Here is an 18,981-nt window from a genome sequence, read left to right as displayed (position 1 = left end):
ACGCTGCTCCCCTGTGCCCTTATGTCGAAGCTCGCTAACAGATACGGGGCAATTGCTCGCCCGTCAGCATGTCGACGATCCGCTGTCCACCAAACACCGTATGCAAAACTACAATGCCCTCGGGCTGCGCAACCACCTCGCCGATCACAGCCGCCCGCATGCCAGCCGGGTGCGCATGCATCGCCGTGAGCACGCTTGACGCGGCGTGCGCGGGAACAATCGCGACCAGCTTGCCTTCGTTCGCCAGATACAGCGGATCCAGGCCGAGGATCTCGCAAGCGCCCTTCACTTCCTCGCGGATCGGCAGCGCGTTTTCCCAGATGCGGATCGCCACACCCGACGACATCGCGAACTCGTTCAGCACGGTCGCTACCCCGCCGCGCGTTGCGTCACGCATGCAGTGAATGTCCTTGCACGCACCCAGCATTGCGTCGACCAGCGACCCGAGCGGCGCGCAATCGCTTGCTATATCGGACCGCAATGCAAGCTGCTTTCGCGCGACCAGGATCGCCGCGCCGTGGTCGCCCAGAAATCCGTTCACGATCACCACGTCGCCCGGCTGAGCCCGCCGCGCGGATATATTAACGCCCGGTGGCACGACGCCCACGCCTGCAGTGTTGATGAAGAGCTTGTCCGCGCAACCGCGCTCAACCACCTTGGTGTCGCCCGTAACAATCGATACACCCGCTTCGATCGCGACACGCTGCATACTTGCCGCCACGCGACGCAAGACATCGACAGCGAGGCCCTCTTCAATCACCATCCCGCACGATAGAAACAGCGGTTTCGCCCCCGACATGGCGAGGTCGTTGACCGTGCCCGATACCGCCAGCGTGCCGATGTCGCCGCCCGGGAAAAACAAGGGGTCGACGACGTAGCTATCGGTAGTGAACGCGAGCCGGTCGCCGAGACGCGCGAGGTCGGCGAGCGGAAACACCGCCTGGTCTTCGAGCGCGGCGAGCGCGGGGTTGTCGAAGGCGGGGACAAATACGTCCTCAATCAGATCGCGCATCGCCCGGCCTCCGCCACCGTGCGCGAGATTGATGGTGGCATCGCGTAGCCTGCCGATGCGGTCGTTCATGCCTGAACTCCCTGCTTGAGCGTGGCCGACGCAGCGCCATGCGCATACAACGCCGATGCATCGATGCGTGCATAACGATAATGTGCCGCACACGCGCCTTCGCTCGACACCATCAACGACCCGAGCGGCGTTTCCGGTGTGCACGCGGTGCCGAATACCTTGCACTGCTGCGGCTTGATCACGCCCTTGAGCACTTCCCCGCACTGGCATGATTTTGGATCGGCGATCTTCAGGTTCGCAACAGGAAACTTGCGCTCGGCGTCGTAGGCGGCGAAGCGTTCGCGTATCCGAACGCCCGAATGATCGATCGATCCCAGCCCGCGCCATTCGAAAAACTCGCGCAACTCGAACACTCGCTCGATCGCCGACAGCGCCTGCGCATTGCCGTCGTCCGGCACAATCCTGCCGTACTGGTTCTCCACTTCGCAGCGGCCTTCGGCGATCTGCTTCAACACCATCCAAACCGATTGCAGCACGTCTAGCGGTTCGAATCCAGCGACGGTAATCGGCCGCCGATAATGCTCTGAAATGAACCGATACGGCCGCGTGCCGATCACCATGCTCACATGTCCCGGTCCAAGAAAGCCATCGAGATGCAGATCAGGGGAATCGAGAATGGCCTTGATTGTCGGGATGATCGTGATGTGGTTGCAGAACAGCGAGAAGTTATCGATACGCTGGGCGTGAGCTTCCAGCACGGTCATCGCGGTGCTCGGCATCGTGGTTTCAAAACCCAGCCCGAAGAAGATCACTTCGCGATGCGGATTTTCACGCGCAATAGCAAGCGCGTCGAGCGGCGAATAAACCATTCTTACATCGGCTCCGTCGGCCTTCGCTTTCAGCAGGCTCTTGCGTGAACCGGGTACGCGCATCGCGTCGCCGAAGGTCGTGAAGATCACTTCGGACCGCTCAGCGAGCGCTACGCAGTCGTCCACGCGGCCCATCGGCAACACGCAGACGGGGCAACCGGGGCCGTGAACGAATTCGACCTCGGGCGGCAGCATCTGATGGATCCCGTACCGGAAGATGGAATGCGTATGACCGCCGCAGACCTCCATGATCTGCAACGGCCGTTTAAGGCCACCGCGGTCGCGCGCGATCCGCTCGACCAGCCGATTGATCTCTAGCGTAAGCGTCCGGGCCTTCTCAGGATCGCGGAATTCGTCGACGTATTTCATGACGCACGCTCCGCTGACGCTGTGTCAGGGACATTCAGGCTGCCGCGTTCATCGGCGAGCAGCGTGTGAACCAGGTCCCACAGGATGTGATAAATCGCGACGTGGGTCTCCTGGATGCGGTGAATGCTGTCGCTCGGCACCACGAGGCAATGGTCGAGCGCACCTGGCGCCCCCATCTTGCCGCCGTCGTGCCCGGAGAGACCAATGGTGACCACGCCCATCTCTCGCGCTTTCGCGAATGCAGCGAGCAGGTTGTCTGAGTTACCGCTGGTCGATACCCCGATCAAACCGTCGCCGCGACGCGCTTGCGCCACCAGTTGCCGCACGTAGATATGCGCGAAGCCAACGTCGTTACCTACGGCAGTCATCATGGCGGTATCGGCGACGAGGTTGACCGCGGTGAGCGCCGGACGCCCGGCCGTTACCGGATGCAGGAACTCCACTGCAATGTGCGCGGCGTCGCAACTCGAACCGCCGTTGCCCATCGCAAATAGCCTGCCATCACGGCGATAAACATCCGCAATCGCATGCGCGACAGCGACCACGGCGGTGGCGTTGTCCGCGAAGAACGCGCGCTTCGCGTCGATGCTTGCCTGCGCCTTCTGCGCGACCGATTCGAGCAGCGCGGCATCGAGTTTCCCCGCGTCCTGATGGCCGCCGTGGAGAAACGGATACAGGCCCTGTAGCGCCTGATGTTCAGTCATTGCGCGCTCCATCGTGGTGGTTGGACGCGTCAGGAGGTGGCGGCTCACCGCCCCCTTCCATCATCGCGGCCATCTCCGCCTGCGCCTCGCCAAGTTCACGCAACAGAGAGAGCGTGCGCATCGCTTCGGCCTCGTCGAGACGACTCATCGCGAAGCCAACATGCACCAGCACCCAGTCACCCACGCATGCGGACGGTGGCCGCTCGTCATCGACTATGAACGCGATGTTGATGATCCGCTGCACCCCGCCTACATCGACTAATGCGAGGTTATTGTCCGCGTCGCTGATCTCGACGATCTGTCCCGGGATGCCTAAACACATGACGTACTCCGTGGTTCAACAAACGCGCACGTCAGGGCACGCGCGGCGGTGATGGCCGCTTGCCCCAGTGCGATGCCACCGTCGTTGGACGGTACCTGGCGATGCGTCAGTACGTTAAAGCCGCATGCCGCAAGCCGTGCGATGAGTTGTTCGAACAGCACGCGGTTCTGCATGACCCCGCCAGAGAGCGCGACGGTGCGGACCTGCGTGGATGCAAGCAAACGGATGGTCATCTGCGTTATGACGATTGCGAGGCCTTTGTGAAAACGTGCGGCCACGACCGGTACCGGCGTGGCGCGCAGCATGTCGTCGAGCAGCGCGATCCACATGGGTTTCGGGTCGATCAACAGCGGAGTATCGGCTTCCACTATCTCGAACGGATACGCCAGCGCGTCGTCTTCATCGTGGAGCGTACGGGTATCGATCAGCGCTTCGAGTTCGATCGCGGCCTGCCCTTCGTATTGCACGCGTTCGCGGCACACGCCGAGTGCCCCGGCGACTGCATCGAACAGACGCCCCGCCGAACTTGCAAGAGGACTATTGATCCCGCCGTCGATCATCTGATCGAGCAGCGTCAATGGATGGTCAGAGAGAAAATGATGAAGGTCAAGCTTCGCGTATTGCTTCGCGAAACGCCGCCACCCGAGCCTCGCGCACAGATGCGCGTACGTGTTGCGCCACGGCTCATAAATCGCGTACGTGCCTCCCGGCAGCGCGACCGGCGTGAAGCTCGCAACGCGCTTGAAATTCACATAGCCGCCGAGCAAGAATTCGCCGCCCCACAGCGCGTTGCCCAGGCCCATGCCAAGCCCGTCAAGCACAATACCAAGAACATCAGTGCCCAAACTGACATCATTTTCTGCAAGACATGCCGCAAGATGCGCATGATGGTGCTGGATCTCGGCGAGCGGTAAATGCCGCTGCCGTGCGATATCGATACCGAGCTTGCGCGACAGATACTCAGGATGCAGGTCGACCGCGACGAAACGCGCGTCATGTTCGAACAGATGTTGATAACGCGCGAGCGACACCGTGTAGTCGCGATACGTCTCGCCGTTCTCCAGTTCGCCGATGTGATGCGAGACGACCGCTTCGCCATCGCGCAAAAGGCAGAAGGTGTTTTTCTGTTGTGCGCCCATCGCAAGGACCGGGGGCGCGGCAGAAAAATCGCGCGGCAAACGCATGGGCGCGGGCGCATAACCGCGCGAGCGGCGCAGCAAGCGCGGTACGCCGCCCATGACCCGCGAGACGGAATCGTCCACACGCCGGGCGATATCGCGGTCGTGCATCAGCCAGGCATCGGCCAGGCCGGCGAGGCGCTGACGGGCTTCGTCGTTGTCGATGCATTGCGGTTCGTCGACGAGATTACCGCTGGTCAGTACGACCGGACCGTCAAGCAATTGCATCAGCAGATGATGCAGCGGGGTTGACGGCAGCATGAAACCCAGCGTCGCGATACCCGGCGCCACACCCGGAAACGGATCACGTGTACCTCGATCGATCATCGGCATGATGACGATCGGTCCGGCGGCGCTTTCAAGCAGGACCTCGTCTGCTCCGCTCACCACGCAATGGCGTTCGATCATTGCCACGTCGCGCGCCAGCAGCGCGAACGGCTTGCGCTCGCGACGTTTGAGCACGCGTAGTTTCGCAACGGCTGCATGATCTGACGCGGCGCATGCAAGCTGAAAACCACCCAGCCCTTTGATGGCGACAATCTTTCCGCGCTGGATCAAGCGGCGCGCGGCATCCAGTGGATCGCCTTCTGCAATTGAACCATCAGCCAGTTCAAGCCACAGACGCGGCCCGCAAGCCGGACACGCAATCGGCTGCGCATGGAAACGCCGGTCGTCCGGATCGTCATATTCGATTGCACAGGCATCACATAACGCGAACGCCGCCATCGTCGTGTTCGGACGGTCATAAGGGATCGCCTGAATGATCGACAAGCGCGGCCCGCAGTGCGTGCAGTTCGTGAACGCATACCCATGACGACGGCTCGACGGGTCGAACGTTTCGTCGATACACGCCCGGCACGTGACCGCGTCCGGCACCACCCCGGTATGGGCACGGCCGCTCGTGCTCGCAACAATCCGAAAGCCACCGGAAGGCGGCGGTATCTCGTGCAAAGCGTAACGTTCAATGGCATCAATCCGACCAAGCGGTGGGCACTCGCTTCGCAAACGCTCGACAAAATCATCGAGCGTACTGGTGTCGGCCCATGCGTGGATCAGCACACCCTCACTGTCGTTGCCTACATCGCCTCTCACGCCGCAAGCGCGCGCAAGACGCCATACTGTTGGTCTGAAACCTACCCCCTGCACTAGTCCACGCACACGAATTGCTTCACCGGCCCGGAATATCACGGACGGTGCGTCGCTAACCGGCGGCAGGCACAGGCTCATGGTCGTACCCTTCACATGTTGCGGATACGGATATAACGGCGGATATCCTTCATGTTCGCCGCAACGCCAATGATCAGCCCGGACAATAACAAGTACTTCAGCAAGAACTTCATCGTGCTCTCCAGTGGTCTTGCGGCACGCTCCCAGCGTCGACCACGGTGGTCCGCGCCCGCATGCTTTCGATCATTGTTTCAATGGTGTCTACTGCTTCATCCACTGCCGCCGCGACGGGTTCGCTCAGCCCCATTCGGCCCTCTTGCCCATCTTCGGTGCCTAGACTTTCCGGCTCACAACCGATTAGAACGATGCGTCCGGCTTCACCGCCCATCGCTTGCACGGCCTGAAGGACCTTCGCCGGATCGAGGTCATGCGGCGACAACAGCACGGGAGAAGCATCGCCTGTGTAACTTTCATTGGTGTTCTTTGCGGAAGGCTCGATGACGTACAGCGTGCCCGGCGGTCCGTCCCGATGCGTTGCATCGACGAGGATGGCAAGATCCACACCGTCCAGCAGCGCGTAGTACAGATCGATCCCCCGGATTCCGTAGTCGATCACGCGGACGTCCGGCGGCCACGCATTGCTTCGTCTTTCGTGCAGACGCCGTACGACTTCGACGCCGAAACCGTCGTCACCCAGGAAGACGTTGCCGATACCCGCCACCAGGATCGAAGTCATGACGTCCGCTCCTCGCGCAACGGCTCGATCTCGTCGGGTGCGAAAAAGAAACGATGACCCGGCATGCGTGCAAGACCGAAGTCGCGCCCGGGATCGCAGTCGATCGTCACCGCTACGTGAATGTGATCCTCGAAATCTCGTTCGATCGATTCGATGGTCGCTATCTGGTCGCGCAAAGCGAGGTCGAAGATATCGGCGCGGGCGTGGGGATGAAGCACAACGCGCGAGCCGACCTGCAACGCCACGCCATCGACGTTGACGCAGGCAAGAGGAGGCATGGCGTCAAGCTCGGCCCAGGGCGCCGTGTCTTCGGGGGCCTCTCCCGTTTCCTCTGACACATCCCGCCAGCCGGTATCCACGCGCACCTCGCGCAAGGTTCCGTGCAGCCGCTGCAAGTCGTTCGCGGAGAGGCTTTCCGTGCGTTCGAGCAGGGCGCGTGAACGTTCATCGCCTGCGGCCATCTCGCGCTTTTCGGCGTCGGTCATGGTGAGGATTCGCAGCGTCAGGATCTCGTCGATCTCGGTGGCGTCGAAGAGATCGCCCGCGCTTTCCGGCGCGACCTGCGGGTAGTCGTAGAGGATGATGGGCGCCGCGAGTATGGTGTCATGGCGTTCACCGGAACCGACCAGAACTGGCCACAAGCCGATGTTCTTGCAACTCGCGACCGCTTCCGCCAACTCGTCCGGTGGTTCGATCGACGAGACGAATGCGGCGCCCTCCACGGCCAGCACCGCATGGCACGACAGAAGCGCAAACGATGAAGCGGCATCGCGATTCAACCGCTGCGGTTCGTCAACCGGCGTCACGTTGACTATGCGGACCGTCAGCCTGAAGGTGCGTTCGCCGATCTGCGTAGCGCAGCACTCCACGCGACCTTCGATCGCCGCCCGTGTGCGCACAAGCACTCCTTGCACACGGCCGTCCGTTTCCATCAGCGGTTCCACGGCACGGCTATCCGCCAATGAAAACGGCAACCGTAATCCCTCCATGCACAATTCGCCAAGCGTCAATACCGGAACCTCGACACGCTGCTCACCGGCTTCCTGCCACGCGTCGAAACGCCTGCCGCCGAGTTCGAGCGAAGCCACCGATCGGGACGAACCCTCATCCAGTGCCGTACCCACCGCCGCTGGCGCGCTCAATGCACGCACATCCCGCTCGATCAAATGCAGGAAACATGGACGCATCTTCACCCGCGTTTCGTCGTCGCCTTCAATCACGCATTCGGTTTGCATCATCGATGCATCGCTGCCGGACCAGTCCGCCCATGTCTGCGGATACACGCTGCCAAAGGTCCAGCGCTGCCGATTCTTCACCGACGACGCTCGATACGGATAAAGCATGTAGCCCTCGTACAGCACGGCCTGAACGATCCCTTCGATGGCGTTCATTGCAAGCCTCCGTGGTCAGGCCATGCCGGTTCGCTGCGGCGCTCGTCTAACAAGGCCGTGAGCGCTTCGTCCCAGCCGGTCAAGCCTTGCTCTATGCGGTAACGCTCCAGCCGCTCAAAGACCCCGCGTTGCACGGACATCCATGCGGTGTTCGGGTAGTAGTAATCGCGCATCGCCCGCCAGGTTGCGACCGGCAGGCGGAACGCGGCTTCCTTGTGCCAGGGAACACGCGCGACTTGCAGCGTGCCGTCGCTCTCGCGATAAAAAATCGTGCCGCTGAATTGCAGCATCAACGGAATTTCGCCGTCTCCCAGTGCATCGAAATACTTCGCCGCCGCGACATTGAAGTCGAACGTGCACGGCACCGGCAGATCAACCCTGCAGGTATCGGTGAATGGAGGAACAGCGGCACTTGCGTGCGTCCACAACAGGGTCCGCAACGTTTGCGACCAGCGCTTGGGTACGCCAAACAATTCGCTGAGCCGCGCCTGGTCGACTGGCTCGTAAGTTCGCCGGGTCGCTTCTATCTGTATCTGGCAATGCAGCGCGAGACTAGCGATTTCCTCTTGAGCTGTCGGCGGCCCCGACGAGCCTCTATTGGTCACGCGCAGCTTGAACAACAGCAGCGGTGACACCGAATGCAGCGCGACCTCAGCACCCTCGACGACAAAGTCAAGATCAGGCATGCGGCACCCCCTCGGGCAAACGCTCGCCCACTTTCAGCGCCGCAAAACACGCGTGGATTGCACGCCATGCATCCACGCCGCCCGACAATCCGCGCCAGCGCGCCCGGATCACGCCGGTCAGCGCATAACACTGGTCGATAGGCACGCGGAAATACTCGCGCGCGCCGTCCACGCGATTCACCAACAGCGCTTCGACATCGGGTTCCAGCGTTTCGAGGACAGGGTTGTCAGCAACCAGACGGTCCCACGCGCTCAGATCAAGCGACGACTGCAGAGCGCCGGCAGCGCCCGGGTACATCGCGATCACGCGTTGCGCAGCCGAGTCCCTGTAGAAAAACGCAATGCCGATCGGGATCGCCAGCGCGTCCCATTGTTCATCGCTCAGATGAAACTCTCTGAGCCAGCGAACGTTTTCCGGCACGCGCTTGTAGCGCGCGTTTTGCTGGTTTCCGAACAGCAACGCGCACGCGCGGCAGCAGCAACGCAGCGCGTTTTGTTCCATCTCGACCAGATGAGGATGAGTGCCGTCTAGCGGTTCTCCACACAGTTCGCAGAGAACAGTCAGCGGCGGCCGGGCGAACGTGCGCAGCGCAGCTACCCAGCCGCGTTGCCCGGGTTGTTCCCCTGCGCGTGCGTTCATGATGTTGGCAGCGTTGCGACAAACCGCAGCTCGTGGACATTGACGTCCGGCATCCCGTCTATTTCAATGCGCGCCACGTCCGGCGCCTGTTCGAAGATCGCCCGCTCGATATCGTTCTGCACATCGGCAGGCGTGACGTGCTTGCCAGTCAGCACGCCCGCCAAGCGAACGCGTACCAGGTCCTCCCGTGCATCGACCAGTTCGATCCTTACGCCTTGCGCACCAAGCGGCGCCCGCAGCCCTTCCACCGCGTGCGCGACGCGGCTTGCCAAGTCCTGCGGATGCAGCCCATGCAGCAACAACAATGCGCTGACCTGTTTGTCCCGTATCAGCCGGGCGACGATCGGACCCTCAGCGCCATCCGCCTCGGTCACGATCTCGGCTAGCCGGGCGAGACCGCTTGCATGCAATTCGAGCACCACCTGCAACAACGCCTGCGCGATATCGCGCGCATGCGTGTCGTCCAATGTCCCCAGTGCTGCAATCAGTTCATCGATGCGCCGTTGTTGTTCTTCAAGCACGCGCGCGTCGCTCATGAGTGCCCTCCTGGCTTCATGCCCGGCGGAACGCCAAAGGTCGGCGAATGCGCGACATCGACGGTCTTGCCATCCCCGACATACATATGGACGCCGCACGGCAGGCACGGATCGAAGCTGCGCACGGCACGCATGATGTCGATACCTTTGAACTTGTCCGGCCCGTTCTCTTCAAAGATGGGCGTGTTTTGCACGGCGTCTTCATACGGTCCGGGCGTGCCGTAGATATCGCGCGGATTCGCATTCCACGGAGTCGGAGGATACGGATGATAGTTCGCGATCTTGCCGCCCCTGATCACAAGATGGTGCGACAACACCCCGCGCACCGCTTCATGAAAACCGCAGCCGATGGCTTCGTCGGGTACCTGGAACGGCGTGAAGGTGCGTGTATGGCCCGCATGCAATTCGGCCAGCGCCTTCTCAGCGAAATGCAGCGCACACGCTGCCGCATAGGCCTGGAAATAGGTCCGCGCGCGGTCGCGTTCAATCGCATTGCTCCACTTCGGGATTTTCCATTCGAACTCGACTTCAGGCTTAAGCGCGGTCTTCGGCAGATAAATCTTCACGCTCTGACCCGTCGACTTCACATAGCCGATATCCACCAGGCCCGCGAGCGCGGTCGCCCACAACCGTGCGATCGGACCGCCGCCGGTGTCGAGCGCGAGATAATCGCCCGTGCGCTTGTCGTACCAGCGCGGTGACATCACCCACGTGTAATTGCCGTCGAACTTGCGTTTCTGCGGCCGCGGCAAGGTGGTCTGGTTCCACGGATGCTTGCGATCGATCGGATTGCCCAGCGGATCTTGCCGGACAAAGGTTTCCTCATGATCCCAGTCATCGTAGAACGAGCTGCCCAGCAAAATCCGGATATTCAGGTTGATCTCGACCAGATCCGTGGTCACGAGTTCGCCGTCCACCACCACGCCCGGTGTGACGAACATGCTGCGGCCCCAATCGGTCATCGACTTGTAGTTGTAGTCGCATACATCCGGGTCTTGGAACGAACCCCAGCAGCCCAGCAGGATGCGCCGGCGGCCGACTTCCTCGTAGCCGGGCAGTGCTTCATAAAAGAAATCGAACAGGTCGTCATGCAGTGGCACGACCTTCTTCATGAACTCCACATACTTCATCAACCGCGTGATGTAGTCGGTGAAAAGCTGCACGGTCGGCACCGTTCCCACTCCACCGGGATACAGTGTTGACGGATGCACATGCCGCCCTTCCATCAGGCAGAACATCTCGCGCGTATAACGGCTTACATGCAGCGTCTCGCGATAGAACTCGCCCGTAAATGGATTCAGCGCGGTCATGATGTCCGCGATGGTATTGTAGCCGTGGATCTCCGCATGCGGCGCGGCGGTCTTCTGCGCTTTCGCCCAGACGCCGGGGTTGGTTTCCTTGACCATCTGCTCGCAGAAATCCACGCCGACCAGGTTGTCCTGGAAGATGTTGTGATCGAACATGTACTCGGCCGCCTCGCCGAGATTGACAATCCATTCCGCGATGTTCGGCGGCTTTACGCCGTAGGCCATATTCTGCGCATACACCGAGCAGGTCGCGTGGTTGTCGCCGCAGATGCCGCAGATGCGGCTGGTAATGAAGTGTGAGTCGCGCGGGTCCTTGCCCTTCATGAAGATGCTGTAGCCGCGAAAAATCGACGACGTGCTGTAGCACTCGGCGACCTTGCGTTGCTCGAAATCGATCTTCGTATAAATGCCGAGACTGCCGACGATCCGCGTGATCGGGTCCCAGTTCATCTCGACCAGTTTGGCAGGCTGTGACGCCTGGCCCGACTTCAATTCAGGTGCCGCGATATCCGCCATGACCCCCTCCTGGATACTTCTGTCTCTCGCGGGAACCGTCGTGGTGCCGACCATCGGCGACGGTTTCCATGCCTGTTCCGCAAAGCCGTTCAGCGACGATAGCCAGTCGTCAGGGTGGGACGGTTATGCCGCCATTTCGGTTCCTGGTTGACGGTCGAATTGGTCAGCTTGCGCAGGCTGCGGATCAGTCCGCCGTAAGATTTGATGAGATTCGACGAGAGGACCGCACCCGGGGGCTCGTCCATGAACGGCATGAACTTGTCAGGGAACCCGGGCATGGTGCAGCCGATACAGATTCCTCCGACGTTCGGGCACCCGCCCACGCCGTTGATCCAGCCGCGTTTGGGAACATTGCAGTTGACCACCGGCCCCCAGCATCCAAGCTTGACGATACAGTTCGGACTCCCATATTCCTTAGCGAAAAGAGCCTGTTCGTAGGAACCCGCGCGGTCGCAACCGTCGTGCACCGTGCGTTGGAACAGCCACTTGGGACGAAGCGCCGCGTCCAGCGGAATCATGGGGGCGAGGCCTGCCAGTTGATACAGCAGGTATAGCAGCGTCTCCATGAAGTTGTCCGGCTGAACCGGACAACCCGGGACGTTCACAATAGGCAGGCCCGCTTTCGATTTCCAGTCCCAGCCGAGGTAGTCTGCGAGACCCATGCAACCCGTGGGATTGCCTTCCATCGCATGAATGCCGCCGTAGGTCGCGCACGTGCCCGCACCGACCACGGCCAGCGCTTTAGGCGCGAGGCGGTCAAGCCACTGCGGAATTGTGATGGGTTCATGCGTGTCGGGGTCCGTTCCCATGGCGGCCCAGTAGCCCTCCCGATTGATTTTCTCGTTCGGGATCGAGCCTTCCATGACCAGCACGAAGTTATCCATCTCACCCCGCGCTGCAGCATGAAACGGCGCCATGAATTCCGAGCCGTTTTCATAAGCCAGCACCGGATTGTGCAGATGAACCTTCGGCAATCCGGGAATTGCGCCGAGCAGCACGTCTTCAATGCTGGGCTGCGTAGCGGCGGTAATCGATACGGAATCGCCGTCGCAACCGAGGCCCGCGGTGATCCACAGGATGTGTACTTCTTTCAGTGCAGGGGCGTGTTGAGTCTTGCGGCCATAGGGAATGGCGCTTACCGGATCCATGGTGGAACCTCCTCGCCTGCTGGCGAATGTGTGACGTCCCCGCGGATTGCAACGTGTCTGTTGCCGGCCGTGGCGAGGAACCGCCTTTAGCGAATGCGCGGGCGCGGCGATCAACGAAGGGTCGCCATGCCCTGTCTGTTCGCTCGTCTCTCCGGTGTGCGTTGGGTCGATAGTTAGACCGCGATTAACCCTATCGCCTGCATGACCGTGTTTTTTATTCTCTTAAATATAGTTCGTACCGCCGGTCAATCAACCGGTTTCTGCAAAGGTTTTCCCGGATGCGTTTTAATGATGCGGCGAAAGCATGACTGTTAACATGCCCCGGTAATGTTTCTTCAACGAGCCACTTCGCCATTCAAAGTTTGGGGGGATTCCTCAACAATCGCATCGCGCCTGATCTGTCAACTATCGTACGTCACTTGCTCGATCCCGAACCCTCCGCGGGGCACGGCTATTTTTCACTACGAACAACAGACCCTAAGCATAGGGCGGGCGCGGGCGATGTCTCGAACTGCGGGAGATCGTGAACAGCGAGTCAGTAGGATCCCGGATGTCGCTGTGGACTGACCGCCTCCTAGCTAGCCGGCTTGTGTCTTTTTGAGCGTCCCCGCCGTCACAGACACGGGGAGGCTGCTCACGATGTCTCCCGAAGATACCCGAGGCCACTACACCGATATCGAACGATGATATTCGACGAACCCGATCTAATGATTGAAGCCGCGGTCGATGGTCTCGGCGTCGCCTATGTACTGGAACATGACGCGGCAGGCCGAATCGTAACTGAGCGTCTAGTCAGAATGCTGGAGGACTGGACGCCGCCTTTCTCTGATCGGCGTGGACAGCGACGGCGGCAAGCACCTGCTGGGGCTGCGAGCGGCTCCAGTGAGAACGCAGAAGTAGTCAAGGACCTGTTGAATGGTCTGATCGAGCGCCGTCTGCCGAGCGGGCGCGACTCTCTGCTCGTGATAGACGGCTTTAAGGCGCTGCGCGCGGCAATCGAGGCGGTCTTCGGCAAGCGAGCTCACGAGCAGCGGTGCCGGACTCACAAGATGCGCGACGTGACTGATCGTCTGACCAAGGAAGTGGTCTCGCGAGTAAGCGCAGTGATGAAAGCTGCCTCCAGGTGCCAGAAAAAGAGGGGCTGGCGAAACTGAAGACGCAGGCACCGTGACTCAAGACCGAGTATCCGGATGCAGCAGCTTCGCTGCATGAAGGGCTCGAAGAGACCTTCACGGTCAACAGACTGGGCCTGAGCCGGGCACTGATGCGTTGCCTGTGCATAACCAACATCATCGAGAACCCGAACGGCGCGGTGCGTCGCGTCACGCGCCGGATAACGCGCTATAGCTCTGCGGTTCTGATCTCTTTGTTGCACTGTTCTCCGCCCTCGCCTGGGAGGGTCTAAGATTTTTGCGACGCGCGTTGGTCACATCGTCGCGGCGCCGGACAGCAAAAGGCAGGGCATCGATTGTTTCGCCGCCACCGCTCGCTTGACGTTCGCCGAGGCGGCCATAGCGGGGTAGGACCTTCTTGCCGTACTTCTCTCCCGTTGGACCTTACTGCAGCGTGGATAGACGCGGCGAAACGCGCCACCATACCGATGATAAATAGCTGCGGGAAATCGCCCATCCGACCTGCGAGATACTCGCTGTCTGCGATCTGCAGCCAGCCGCTCGTACCTTGGCGGCCGCCTTCGGCCTTCGGCTCGGCAGTTACCAACGCTGTCAGCAGGAGTCAAGTCTCGAACCATTGCCCTCCCTTCTTTAAGGTCGAAGACGCGTTTCGCTCGGCACATGTCTTTTCTCCGGCTTGCCCAGCTGTTCGCTCTACATTTGCTGGCCCACGCTTCGACAGTGAGGCCGTTGATTGCTTTCAAGCGCTCCGCCCCTGCGCCAGAGGCCGATTAGGAGGTCGCATGCGAGAATTTATACAGATTACGTATCAATTAATACGCTTGATCGATCGTGCAGGAGGGTGCATGGGTTCCGTGCTAAGTGGCACTACTAGCAACGCCTGTTCCGCGTGTGACGGTTGTTCACCGTGGAACATTTCGAATTTGTGAGCATTAGCCATTGATTATTCACAGGTTTTCGCTACGCGCGAAAGATCGCTAATGTTCCACGATTCCGCATAGTTGGAAACGGGCTAACCTTTGGAGGATCTTGGATGCCGTTGTACGTTTATGGAGCGCGTTGGTCGGTGGTCCGCAGTCAGCGCAACACCATCAAGGCCCAATGTCCGTCACGCCGCGAAATTGCGGCCACTGTGTGAAGTGAAAGATCCCTTTCAATCTCCCTCCTTCGCTTCGCGTACACGGGTTCTACGATGACCTGAAATTTGACATTATTTCCCTAATGTCCGGTAGTTTTACACTGTCCCTATGCCGAAAAGATACGCAATTCAGCTTGGTCTGGCCGCCGCGATTGTCCCCACGCTGAAATCCAGTCGGTAAACCCCCAAATCGAATCATCAAGCTTGATCGACGTCCAAATGCGCTTTGGGGCATCCCAAAGCGCGTCAGAATGGAATTCAAGTCATCAACGGGCGTGCGGACGGCGCGCGCAAAATCTCATACATGGCCGCTAGGTGTTGCTCCCCTACTCCATCACCACTTGCGCCATGACGGGTAAAACAGGGCACTGACAGACCAAGCTGCCTGCAGACCGTGGAAAGATAAGGTTTCGTATCTCGTCGCGCACAGGCCTGTGCGGCCGCAGTAACCGCCACGTCCCCTACTCGTTCCCGCAGCCAAGCCAAGACCTTCCGATCGTGCTCGTTTTGCACTCGCACCCATTGTTCCATGGCATCCTCCGATACCTGTATATACATACAGTATCTGTAAGATATGCCAACTGTGTGACAAAGGCAAGAACCGGTGAGGAAAACCTCCGACAGCGTTGATAAATGTTACGCGGGTCGCGCGCTAAGGCCAAAAACCTTGGCTGGACCGGCGTCGAAGGTGGTTGGAGGGGGAAATGCTGGAGAAGTAATGTTAAGAGTTTACTTGAGGTTTAGCACTTCAACGTTTATTCTTCGGTTAGTGCGCCTTTCGCCAGAAACTGAAAAATTTTTCGCTTACCGGTCAACCCTGTGACAGCAAATTCAATCTTAAATCCTCGACTTCCAGAAGTCGATCAGTCCGTTTCGATTGACACCCTCCTCGGGGTAGCCGCTCAAGCAACGGACATATTGAATCAGATTCGGGATGCGATGCTGGAACCGTACCCCCGGAAGAGTTCGCCAGTGTATACAAGTGCGCAGGTCGCAAGCCTCTGCGGGCTTGATAAACAGCGGTTTCAGTATGCAACTACGAAAGGCGACTTGCCAGCCGGGACATCAAAAGGTGCCGGGCGAAGCAAAATTTTTACGCTCGAAGAAGCTTTAACCTGGATCCAAGCCACAAGCGAGCGTCCCAAGCGCCCAGAGGGTCGGCGAGGGCGAATAGTTACAGTGGCGAATTTTAAGGGCGGCGTCGCCAAAACGACAACTGCGGTTTCGGCAGCGCAGGCATTGACTCTCTTAGGACGAAAAGTCCTGGTCATTGACTGCGACCCCCAAGGCACGACAACGCAACTGTGTGGCTGGGCTCCAGACGCTGAGATATCGGATGACCAGACGCTTCTTCCACTAATTTACGGTGACCAGTCAACGTTGCAGTACGCAATTCAAAAGACGTATTGGCACAATTTGGATTTGATCCCGGCTTCGTCGTCGTTATTTGACGCGGAGTTTGAAATCCCTGCAAAGGTACTGAACGATAGTACGTTTGCATTTTGGGACATCATAAATAAGGGTTTGGCTCCGGTGGCGGAGGAGTATGACGCGATTGTCATTGATACCCCCCCGGCCCTCAGCTACCTAACAATCAACGCGTTACTTGCCTCAGACGCCATCCTGTTGCCCTGCCCTCCGGAAGCGCTCGACTTCGCAAGCTCTACGCAGTTCTGGCATTTGTTCGCTGACATTGCGAAGAAGCTTCCCGGAGTCTTGGAACACAAGCGATTCGATTTCGTTAATGTCCTCCTGACAAAAGCAAAATCCGACGATGTTTCTCGAGTGGTCCGTGGTTGGCTTCAAAAGGCATACGGCGACCGAGTTCTTCCGTTCGAGATCCCCGAATCTACCGTTCCGAAAGGCGCATCCGCGCAGCTCTCGACTGTCTACGATCTATCTAAGCCCGACGGCAGCACCGCCGCTTATAACCGTTTTAAAGATCCACTCGATCGGCTCGCTGAACATCTAGATGCTCAGTTCGTTCGAGCGTGGCAAGTCAAGGAGGCTTAAATGTCGATCGGCGACAGACTACTGGCCAAGACAGCCAACATTGCTGCAAAACCGAACGATTTGTCATCCCCGCGACCGGAATCGTCGGAGGCGCGGACCTCGCCCGGGCGGCTAATGGATGCGCAGAACCGGATTAATTTAGCGCAAGGCAGGATTAAGGAACTCGAAGCACAACTCGAGTTAAAGGCCGCATTTGAGATCGATCTTGATTCTTTGATCGAGGTTAGCGGGAGACGGCGAAAGCTCACCCAAGAGCAATTTCAGGAGCTGAAGTCGAACCTTGCCAAACACGCCCTGGCTACACCAATTCTAGTGAGGGCGATGCCGAATAGCCGTTACGAGATCATTGCTGGACACAATCGTGTCGCAGCGTTTCGAGAGTTGGGGCGGTCATCAATCCGGGCGAATGTCGCCTCGATTGACGAGGCAGAGATTGAGTTCACAGCGTTCTTCTCGAACTTACTGTCACCTTCACTAACAGACTTCGAGAAGTATTGGAATTTCAAGCGACTACAGGAAATCAGCGGTTTATCGCGCGCCGAGATTTCGGAAAGCGCCGGCCTGAGTAAAAGCCATGTCACTCGCATATTTTCGTTCGACGCTTTACCGGACCCTGCCAAGGAGATTCTCGCGCAACGTCCTGAGCGCCTAGGTAGCAACGCGGCCCAAAAACTTGCATCGCTCGTAGAGACAGGGAAAAGGGACAAGGTGATCGAAGCCGTTCAACGACTTGTCTCCGACGAGGCATTCACTCAGGAACAGGCCGTTAAGTTTGCGACTGAAAAGCCACGATCAGTCACACCTTTGTCTACGGTTATCCGTCGAGATAAAAAGAAGGTGTGCGAGGTGTCTTCCAGAAACGGGGTAGTGGGGGTGCGTTTTTTTGATATAGAGATTCCGCAAGCCGACCGATGGGCCCAGGAAATCTCAGAGTTTATCGAGGGGAAGTTGAAATCTGCAAAGAAGTGAGCTCCTACTAGAGCCGCGTTTAGAATCAAAGACTTAGGTTTTTTGTTGATCGGACAGGTGCGTAGTGCCTACTAGAGTCATCCTAAAAAACAAGGACTTAGATGAAAACATTGCCAATCCGACGATAGAAAAAACAAAAGCCTTCGGCGCCAACCGAAGGCTTTTGAATATTGGGCTTGCTGCTAACTGCCCTGTTCGCTTCCCGACGTCAATCGGTCAACGAGTCCACAACTCGAAGTGTAATAGATAGCGACTAGCAGTCAAGCGTTTGTCCTCCATTTTTTGAAAATGGACGCATGACTATGCTTATCGCGCAACGCTTCGTTGCTGGCGAGGGTGACGATCGCCCTTCCCCGCTTGAAATAGACTCTACAAACCTCGACAATGAAGCGCTCGGGGACTTCGCGTGTGATCGCTCCAACCTGCCTTGGATAGTCTTCCGGGCAGCGCACCGCGCTAATCACATTGCAGCCATTCCGTCACGCTCACGCGCCCTCCTCGCGGCACTCGCCCGTACCGTCGACGCTCAAAAGCCGTACGCCGCTATCTTCGCCCGTCGAGAACTCCTCACCGATCGCGCCCTACAGTCCATGCGCACGTTCTACCGCAGTCTTGATGACCTCGCCGAAGTCGGCTTCATTGTGCGAGCACCCCAGAAACGCCACGGTGATGCGGGCCTATTCGGACGTGCCTATATTCATCTCACGGAAAAAGCAGCCGAGCTGCTGGGATTCGTCGAAGAGAAAAAGCCACCCGTCTTGGCACACACGTCGAAATCCACAAACGCCGGTCCGCAGAATTCAGCAGCCGACACCCAACAGGATCCTTTGCTCATCCCCCCGTCTGCCACCGTGGCAGACGGAGTTATATATAAGGATCTATTCCCTAAGAATCAAAAGAGACAACCAGGCACGCTCCCGCTGGACCTTCAACGTCTGCTGAGCTTGGGTTTTCATAAATTTTTAGTTTTCAAACTCATGCGGGAAGCAAAGCAACACGGCAAGCTTCTGACAGAAGTAGTCGAAGTCACCTGGGGACACCTGAGTGCGGCGAAACGCCCCATCAGCTATCTCCGGTCTTTGCTCCGCTCGCCGGTCGATTTTGGTCACCAACTTCGCTCCCATCACGCAAAGATTCA

At 58.9% G+C, this 18,981-nt stretch carries 15 protein-coding genes and 2 pseudogenes; 4 read left to right on the top strand and 13 right to left on the bottom strand.

The genetic code is table 11. The annotated features are described in order from the left end of the window. Nucleotides 1–34: 34 nt before the first annotated feature. From hypE to BSU04_RS28320, 13 genes are all read right to left on the bottom strand, one after another. Nucleotides 35–1,081, bottom strand: a complete 1,047-nt coding sequence (gene hypE / locus BSU04_RS28375; protein WP_089163691.1) for a hydrogenase expression/formation protein HypE — start codon at nt 1,079–1,081, stop codon at nt 35–37. Further along, the gene (gene hypD / locus BSU04_RS28370) at nt 1,078–2,259 is read right to left on the bottom strand and encodes a hydrogenase formation protein HypD (protein ID WP_089163690.1); all 1,182 of its coding nucleotides are present in this window, start codon (nt 2,257–2,259) and stop codon (nt 1,078–1,080) included. Before hypD ends, hypE begins: the two co-directional genes overlap by 4 nt. After that, complete coding sequence (locus BSU04_RS28365) at nt 2,256–2,963, bottom strand: D-sedoheptulose-7-phosphate isomerase (RefSeq protein WP_089163689.1); 708 nt, start codon at nt 2,961–2,963, stop codon at nt 2,256–2,258. Before BSU04_RS28365 ends, hypD begins: the two co-directional genes overlap by 4 nt. Beyond that, on the bottom strand, nt 2,956–3,285 hold the full coding sequence (locus tag BSU04_RS28360; protein WP_089163688.1) for a HypC/HybG/HupF family hydrogenase formation chaperone: 330 nt from the start codon (nt 3,283–3,285) through the stop codon (nt 2,956–2,958). Before BSU04_RS28360 ends, BSU04_RS28365 begins: the two co-directional genes overlap by 8 nt. Next, entirely contained in the window at nt 3,276–5,690 is a 2,415-nt protein-coding gene (hypF, locus tag BSU04_RS28355; RefSeq protein ID WP_089163714.1) for a carbamoyltransferase HypF, read from the bottom strand. Before hypF ends, BSU04_RS28360 begins: the two co-directional genes overlap by 10 nt. 11 nt (nt 5,691–5,701) lie before the next feature. Further along, on the bottom strand, nt 5,702–5,803 hold the full coding sequence (locus BSU04_RS48945; protein WP_373452882.1) for a DUF6893 family small protein: 102 nt from the start codon (nt 5,801–5,803) through the stop codon (nt 5,702–5,704). Continuing rightward, nucleotides 5,800–6,366 (bottom strand): hydrogenase maturation protease, encoded by a 567-nt coding sequence (locus BSU04_RS28350; RefSeq protein ID WP_089163687.1) that lies wholly within the window; start codon nt 6,364–6,366, stop codon nt 5,800–5,802. Before BSU04_RS28350 ends, BSU04_RS48945 begins: the two co-directional genes overlap by 4 nt. Continuing rightward, nucleotides 6,363–7,757: a hypothetical protein gene (locus tag BSU04_RS28345; RefSeq protein ID WP_089163686.1), complete on the bottom strand. Its 1,395-nt coding sequence runs from the start codon at nt 7,755–7,757 to the stop codon at nt 6,363–6,365. The genes BSU04_RS28350 and BSU04_RS28345 overlap by 4 nt, the downstream gene beginning before the upstream one ends. After that, nucleotides 7,754–8,443 (bottom strand): DUF6084 family protein, encoded by a 690-nt coding sequence (locus BSU04_RS28340; RefSeq protein ID WP_089163685.1) that lies wholly within the window; start codon nt 8,441–8,443, stop codon nt 7,754–7,756. Before BSU04_RS28340 ends, BSU04_RS28345 begins: the two co-directional genes overlap by 4 nt. After that, nucleotides 8,436–9,083 carry a DUF5947 family protein gene (locus BSU04_RS28335; RefSeq protein ID WP_179258473.1) on the bottom strand — a complete coding sequence of 216 codons (648 nt, stop codon included), beginning with the start codon at nt 9,081–9,083 and terminating at the stop codon, nt 8,436–8,438. Before BSU04_RS28335 ends, BSU04_RS28340 begins: the two co-directional genes overlap by 8 nt. After that, entirely contained in the window at nt 9,080–9,619 is a 540-nt protein-coding gene (locus tag BSU04_RS28330) for a NifU family protein (protein ID WP_089163684.1), read from the bottom strand. The genes BSU04_RS28335 and BSU04_RS28330 overlap by 4 nt, the downstream gene beginning before the upstream one ends. Further along, nucleotides 9,616–11,442 (bottom strand): nickel-dependent hydrogenase large subunit, encoded by a 1,827-nt coding sequence (locus BSU04_RS28325; protein WP_089163683.1) that lies wholly within the window; start codon nt 11,440–11,442, stop codon nt 9,616–9,618. Before BSU04_RS28325 ends, BSU04_RS28330 begins: the two co-directional genes overlap by 4 nt. Nucleotides 11,443–11,531: 89 nt before the next feature. Continuing rightward, nucleotides 11,532–12,590 carry a hydrogenase expression protein HypE gene (locus tag BSU04_RS28320; protein WP_089163682.1) on the bottom strand — a complete coding sequence of 353 codons (1,059 nt, stop codon included), beginning with the start codon at nt 12,588–12,590 and terminating at the stop codon, nt 11,532–11,534. Between the two features lie 819 nt (nt 12,591–13,409). Between BSU04_RS28320 and BSU04_RS48025 the strand changes: the two are divergent. The 4 genes and pseudogenes from BSU04_RS48025 to BSU04_RS28295 form a co-directional block, all read left to right on the top strand. Next, nucleotides 13,410–13,944 (top strand): annotated as a pseudogene (locus BSU04_RS48025) (transposase); the annotation flags it as partial. Nucleotides 13,945–15,695: 1,751 nt separating this feature from the next. After that, nucleotides 15,696–16,874: a ParA family protein gene (locus BSU04_RS28305; protein WP_089163713.1), complete on the top strand. Its 1,179-nt coding sequence runs from the start codon at nt 15,696–15,698 to the stop codon at nt 16,872–16,874. After that, complete coding sequence (locus tag BSU04_RS28300; protein ID WP_089163679.1) at nt 16,875–17,843, top strand: ParB/RepB/Spo0J family partition protein; 969 nt, start codon at nt 16,875–16,877, stop codon at nt 17,841–17,843. A 302-nt stretch (nt 17,844–18,145) separates the two neighbouring features. After that, nucleotides 18,146–18,981: pseudogene (locus BSU04_RS28295) on the top strand (replication protein O); the annotation flags it as partial.

Origin of the sequence: Caballeronia sordidicola, from assembly GCF_002220365.1 — a bacterium.
In the GTDB taxonomy this organism is placed as follows: Bacteria; Pseudomonadota; Gammaproteobacteria; order Burkholderiales; family Burkholderiaceae; genus Caballeronia; species Caballeronia sordidicola_C.
The sequence above is the reverse complement of the archived record's forward strand: the minus strand, read 5'-3'. Positions and strand labels throughout refer to the sequence as shown.

Coding starts and splice junctions, on each gene's coding strand:
- hypF (WP_089163714.1), bottom strand. CDS start 5,690: ATGAGCCTGTGCCTGCCGCCGGTTAGCGACGCACCGTCCGTGATATTC.
- BSU04_RS28300 (WP_089163679.1), top strand. CDS start 16,875: ATGTCGATCGGCGACAGACTACTGGCCAAGACAGCCAACATTGCTGCA.
- hypD (WP_089163690.1), bottom strand. CDS start 2,259: ATGAAATACGTCGACGAATTCCGCGATCCTGAGAAGGCCCGGACGCTT.
- BSU04_RS28340 (WP_089163685.1), bottom strand. CDS start 8,443: ATGCCTGATCTTGACTTTGTCGTCGAGGGTGCTGAGGTCGCGCTGCAT.
- BSU04_RS28360 (WP_089163688.1), bottom strand. CDS start 3,285: ATGTGTTTAGGCATCCCGGGACAGATCGTCGAGATCAGCGACGCGGAC.
- BSU04_RS28345 (WP_089163686.1), bottom strand. CDS start 7,757: ATGAACGCCATCGAAGGGATCGTTCAGGCCGTGCTGTACGAGGGCTAC.
- hypE (WP_089163691.1), bottom strand. CDS start 1,081: ATGAACGACCGCATCGGCAGGCTACGCGATGCCACCATCAATCTCGCG.
- BSU04_RS28320 (WP_089163682.1), bottom strand. CDS start 12,590: ATGGATCCGGTAAGCGCCATTCCCTATGGCCGCAAGACTCAACACGCC.
- BSU04_RS48945 (WP_373452882.1), bottom strand. CDS start 5,803: ATGAAGTTCTTGCTGAAGTACTTGTTATTGTCCGGGCTGATCATTGGC.
- BSU04_RS28330 (WP_089163684.1), bottom strand. CDS start 9,619: ATGAGCGACGCGCGCGTGCTTGAAGAACAACAACGGCGCATCGATGAA.
- BSU04_RS28325 (WP_089163683.1), bottom strand. CDS start 11,442: ATGGCGGATATCGCGGCACCTGAATTGAAGTCGGGCCAGGCGTCACAG.
- BSU04_RS28335 (WP_179258473.1), bottom strand. CDS start 9,083: ATGAACGCACGCGCAGGGGAACAACCCGGGCAACGCGGCTGGGTAGCT.
- BSU04_RS28365 (WP_089163689.1), bottom strand. CDS start 2,963: ATGACTGAACATCAGGCGCTACAGGGCCTGTATCCGTTTCTCCACGGC.
- BSU04_RS28350 (WP_089163687.1), bottom strand. CDS start 6,366: ATGACTTCGATCCTGGTGGCGGGTATCGGCAACGTCTTCCTGGGTGAC.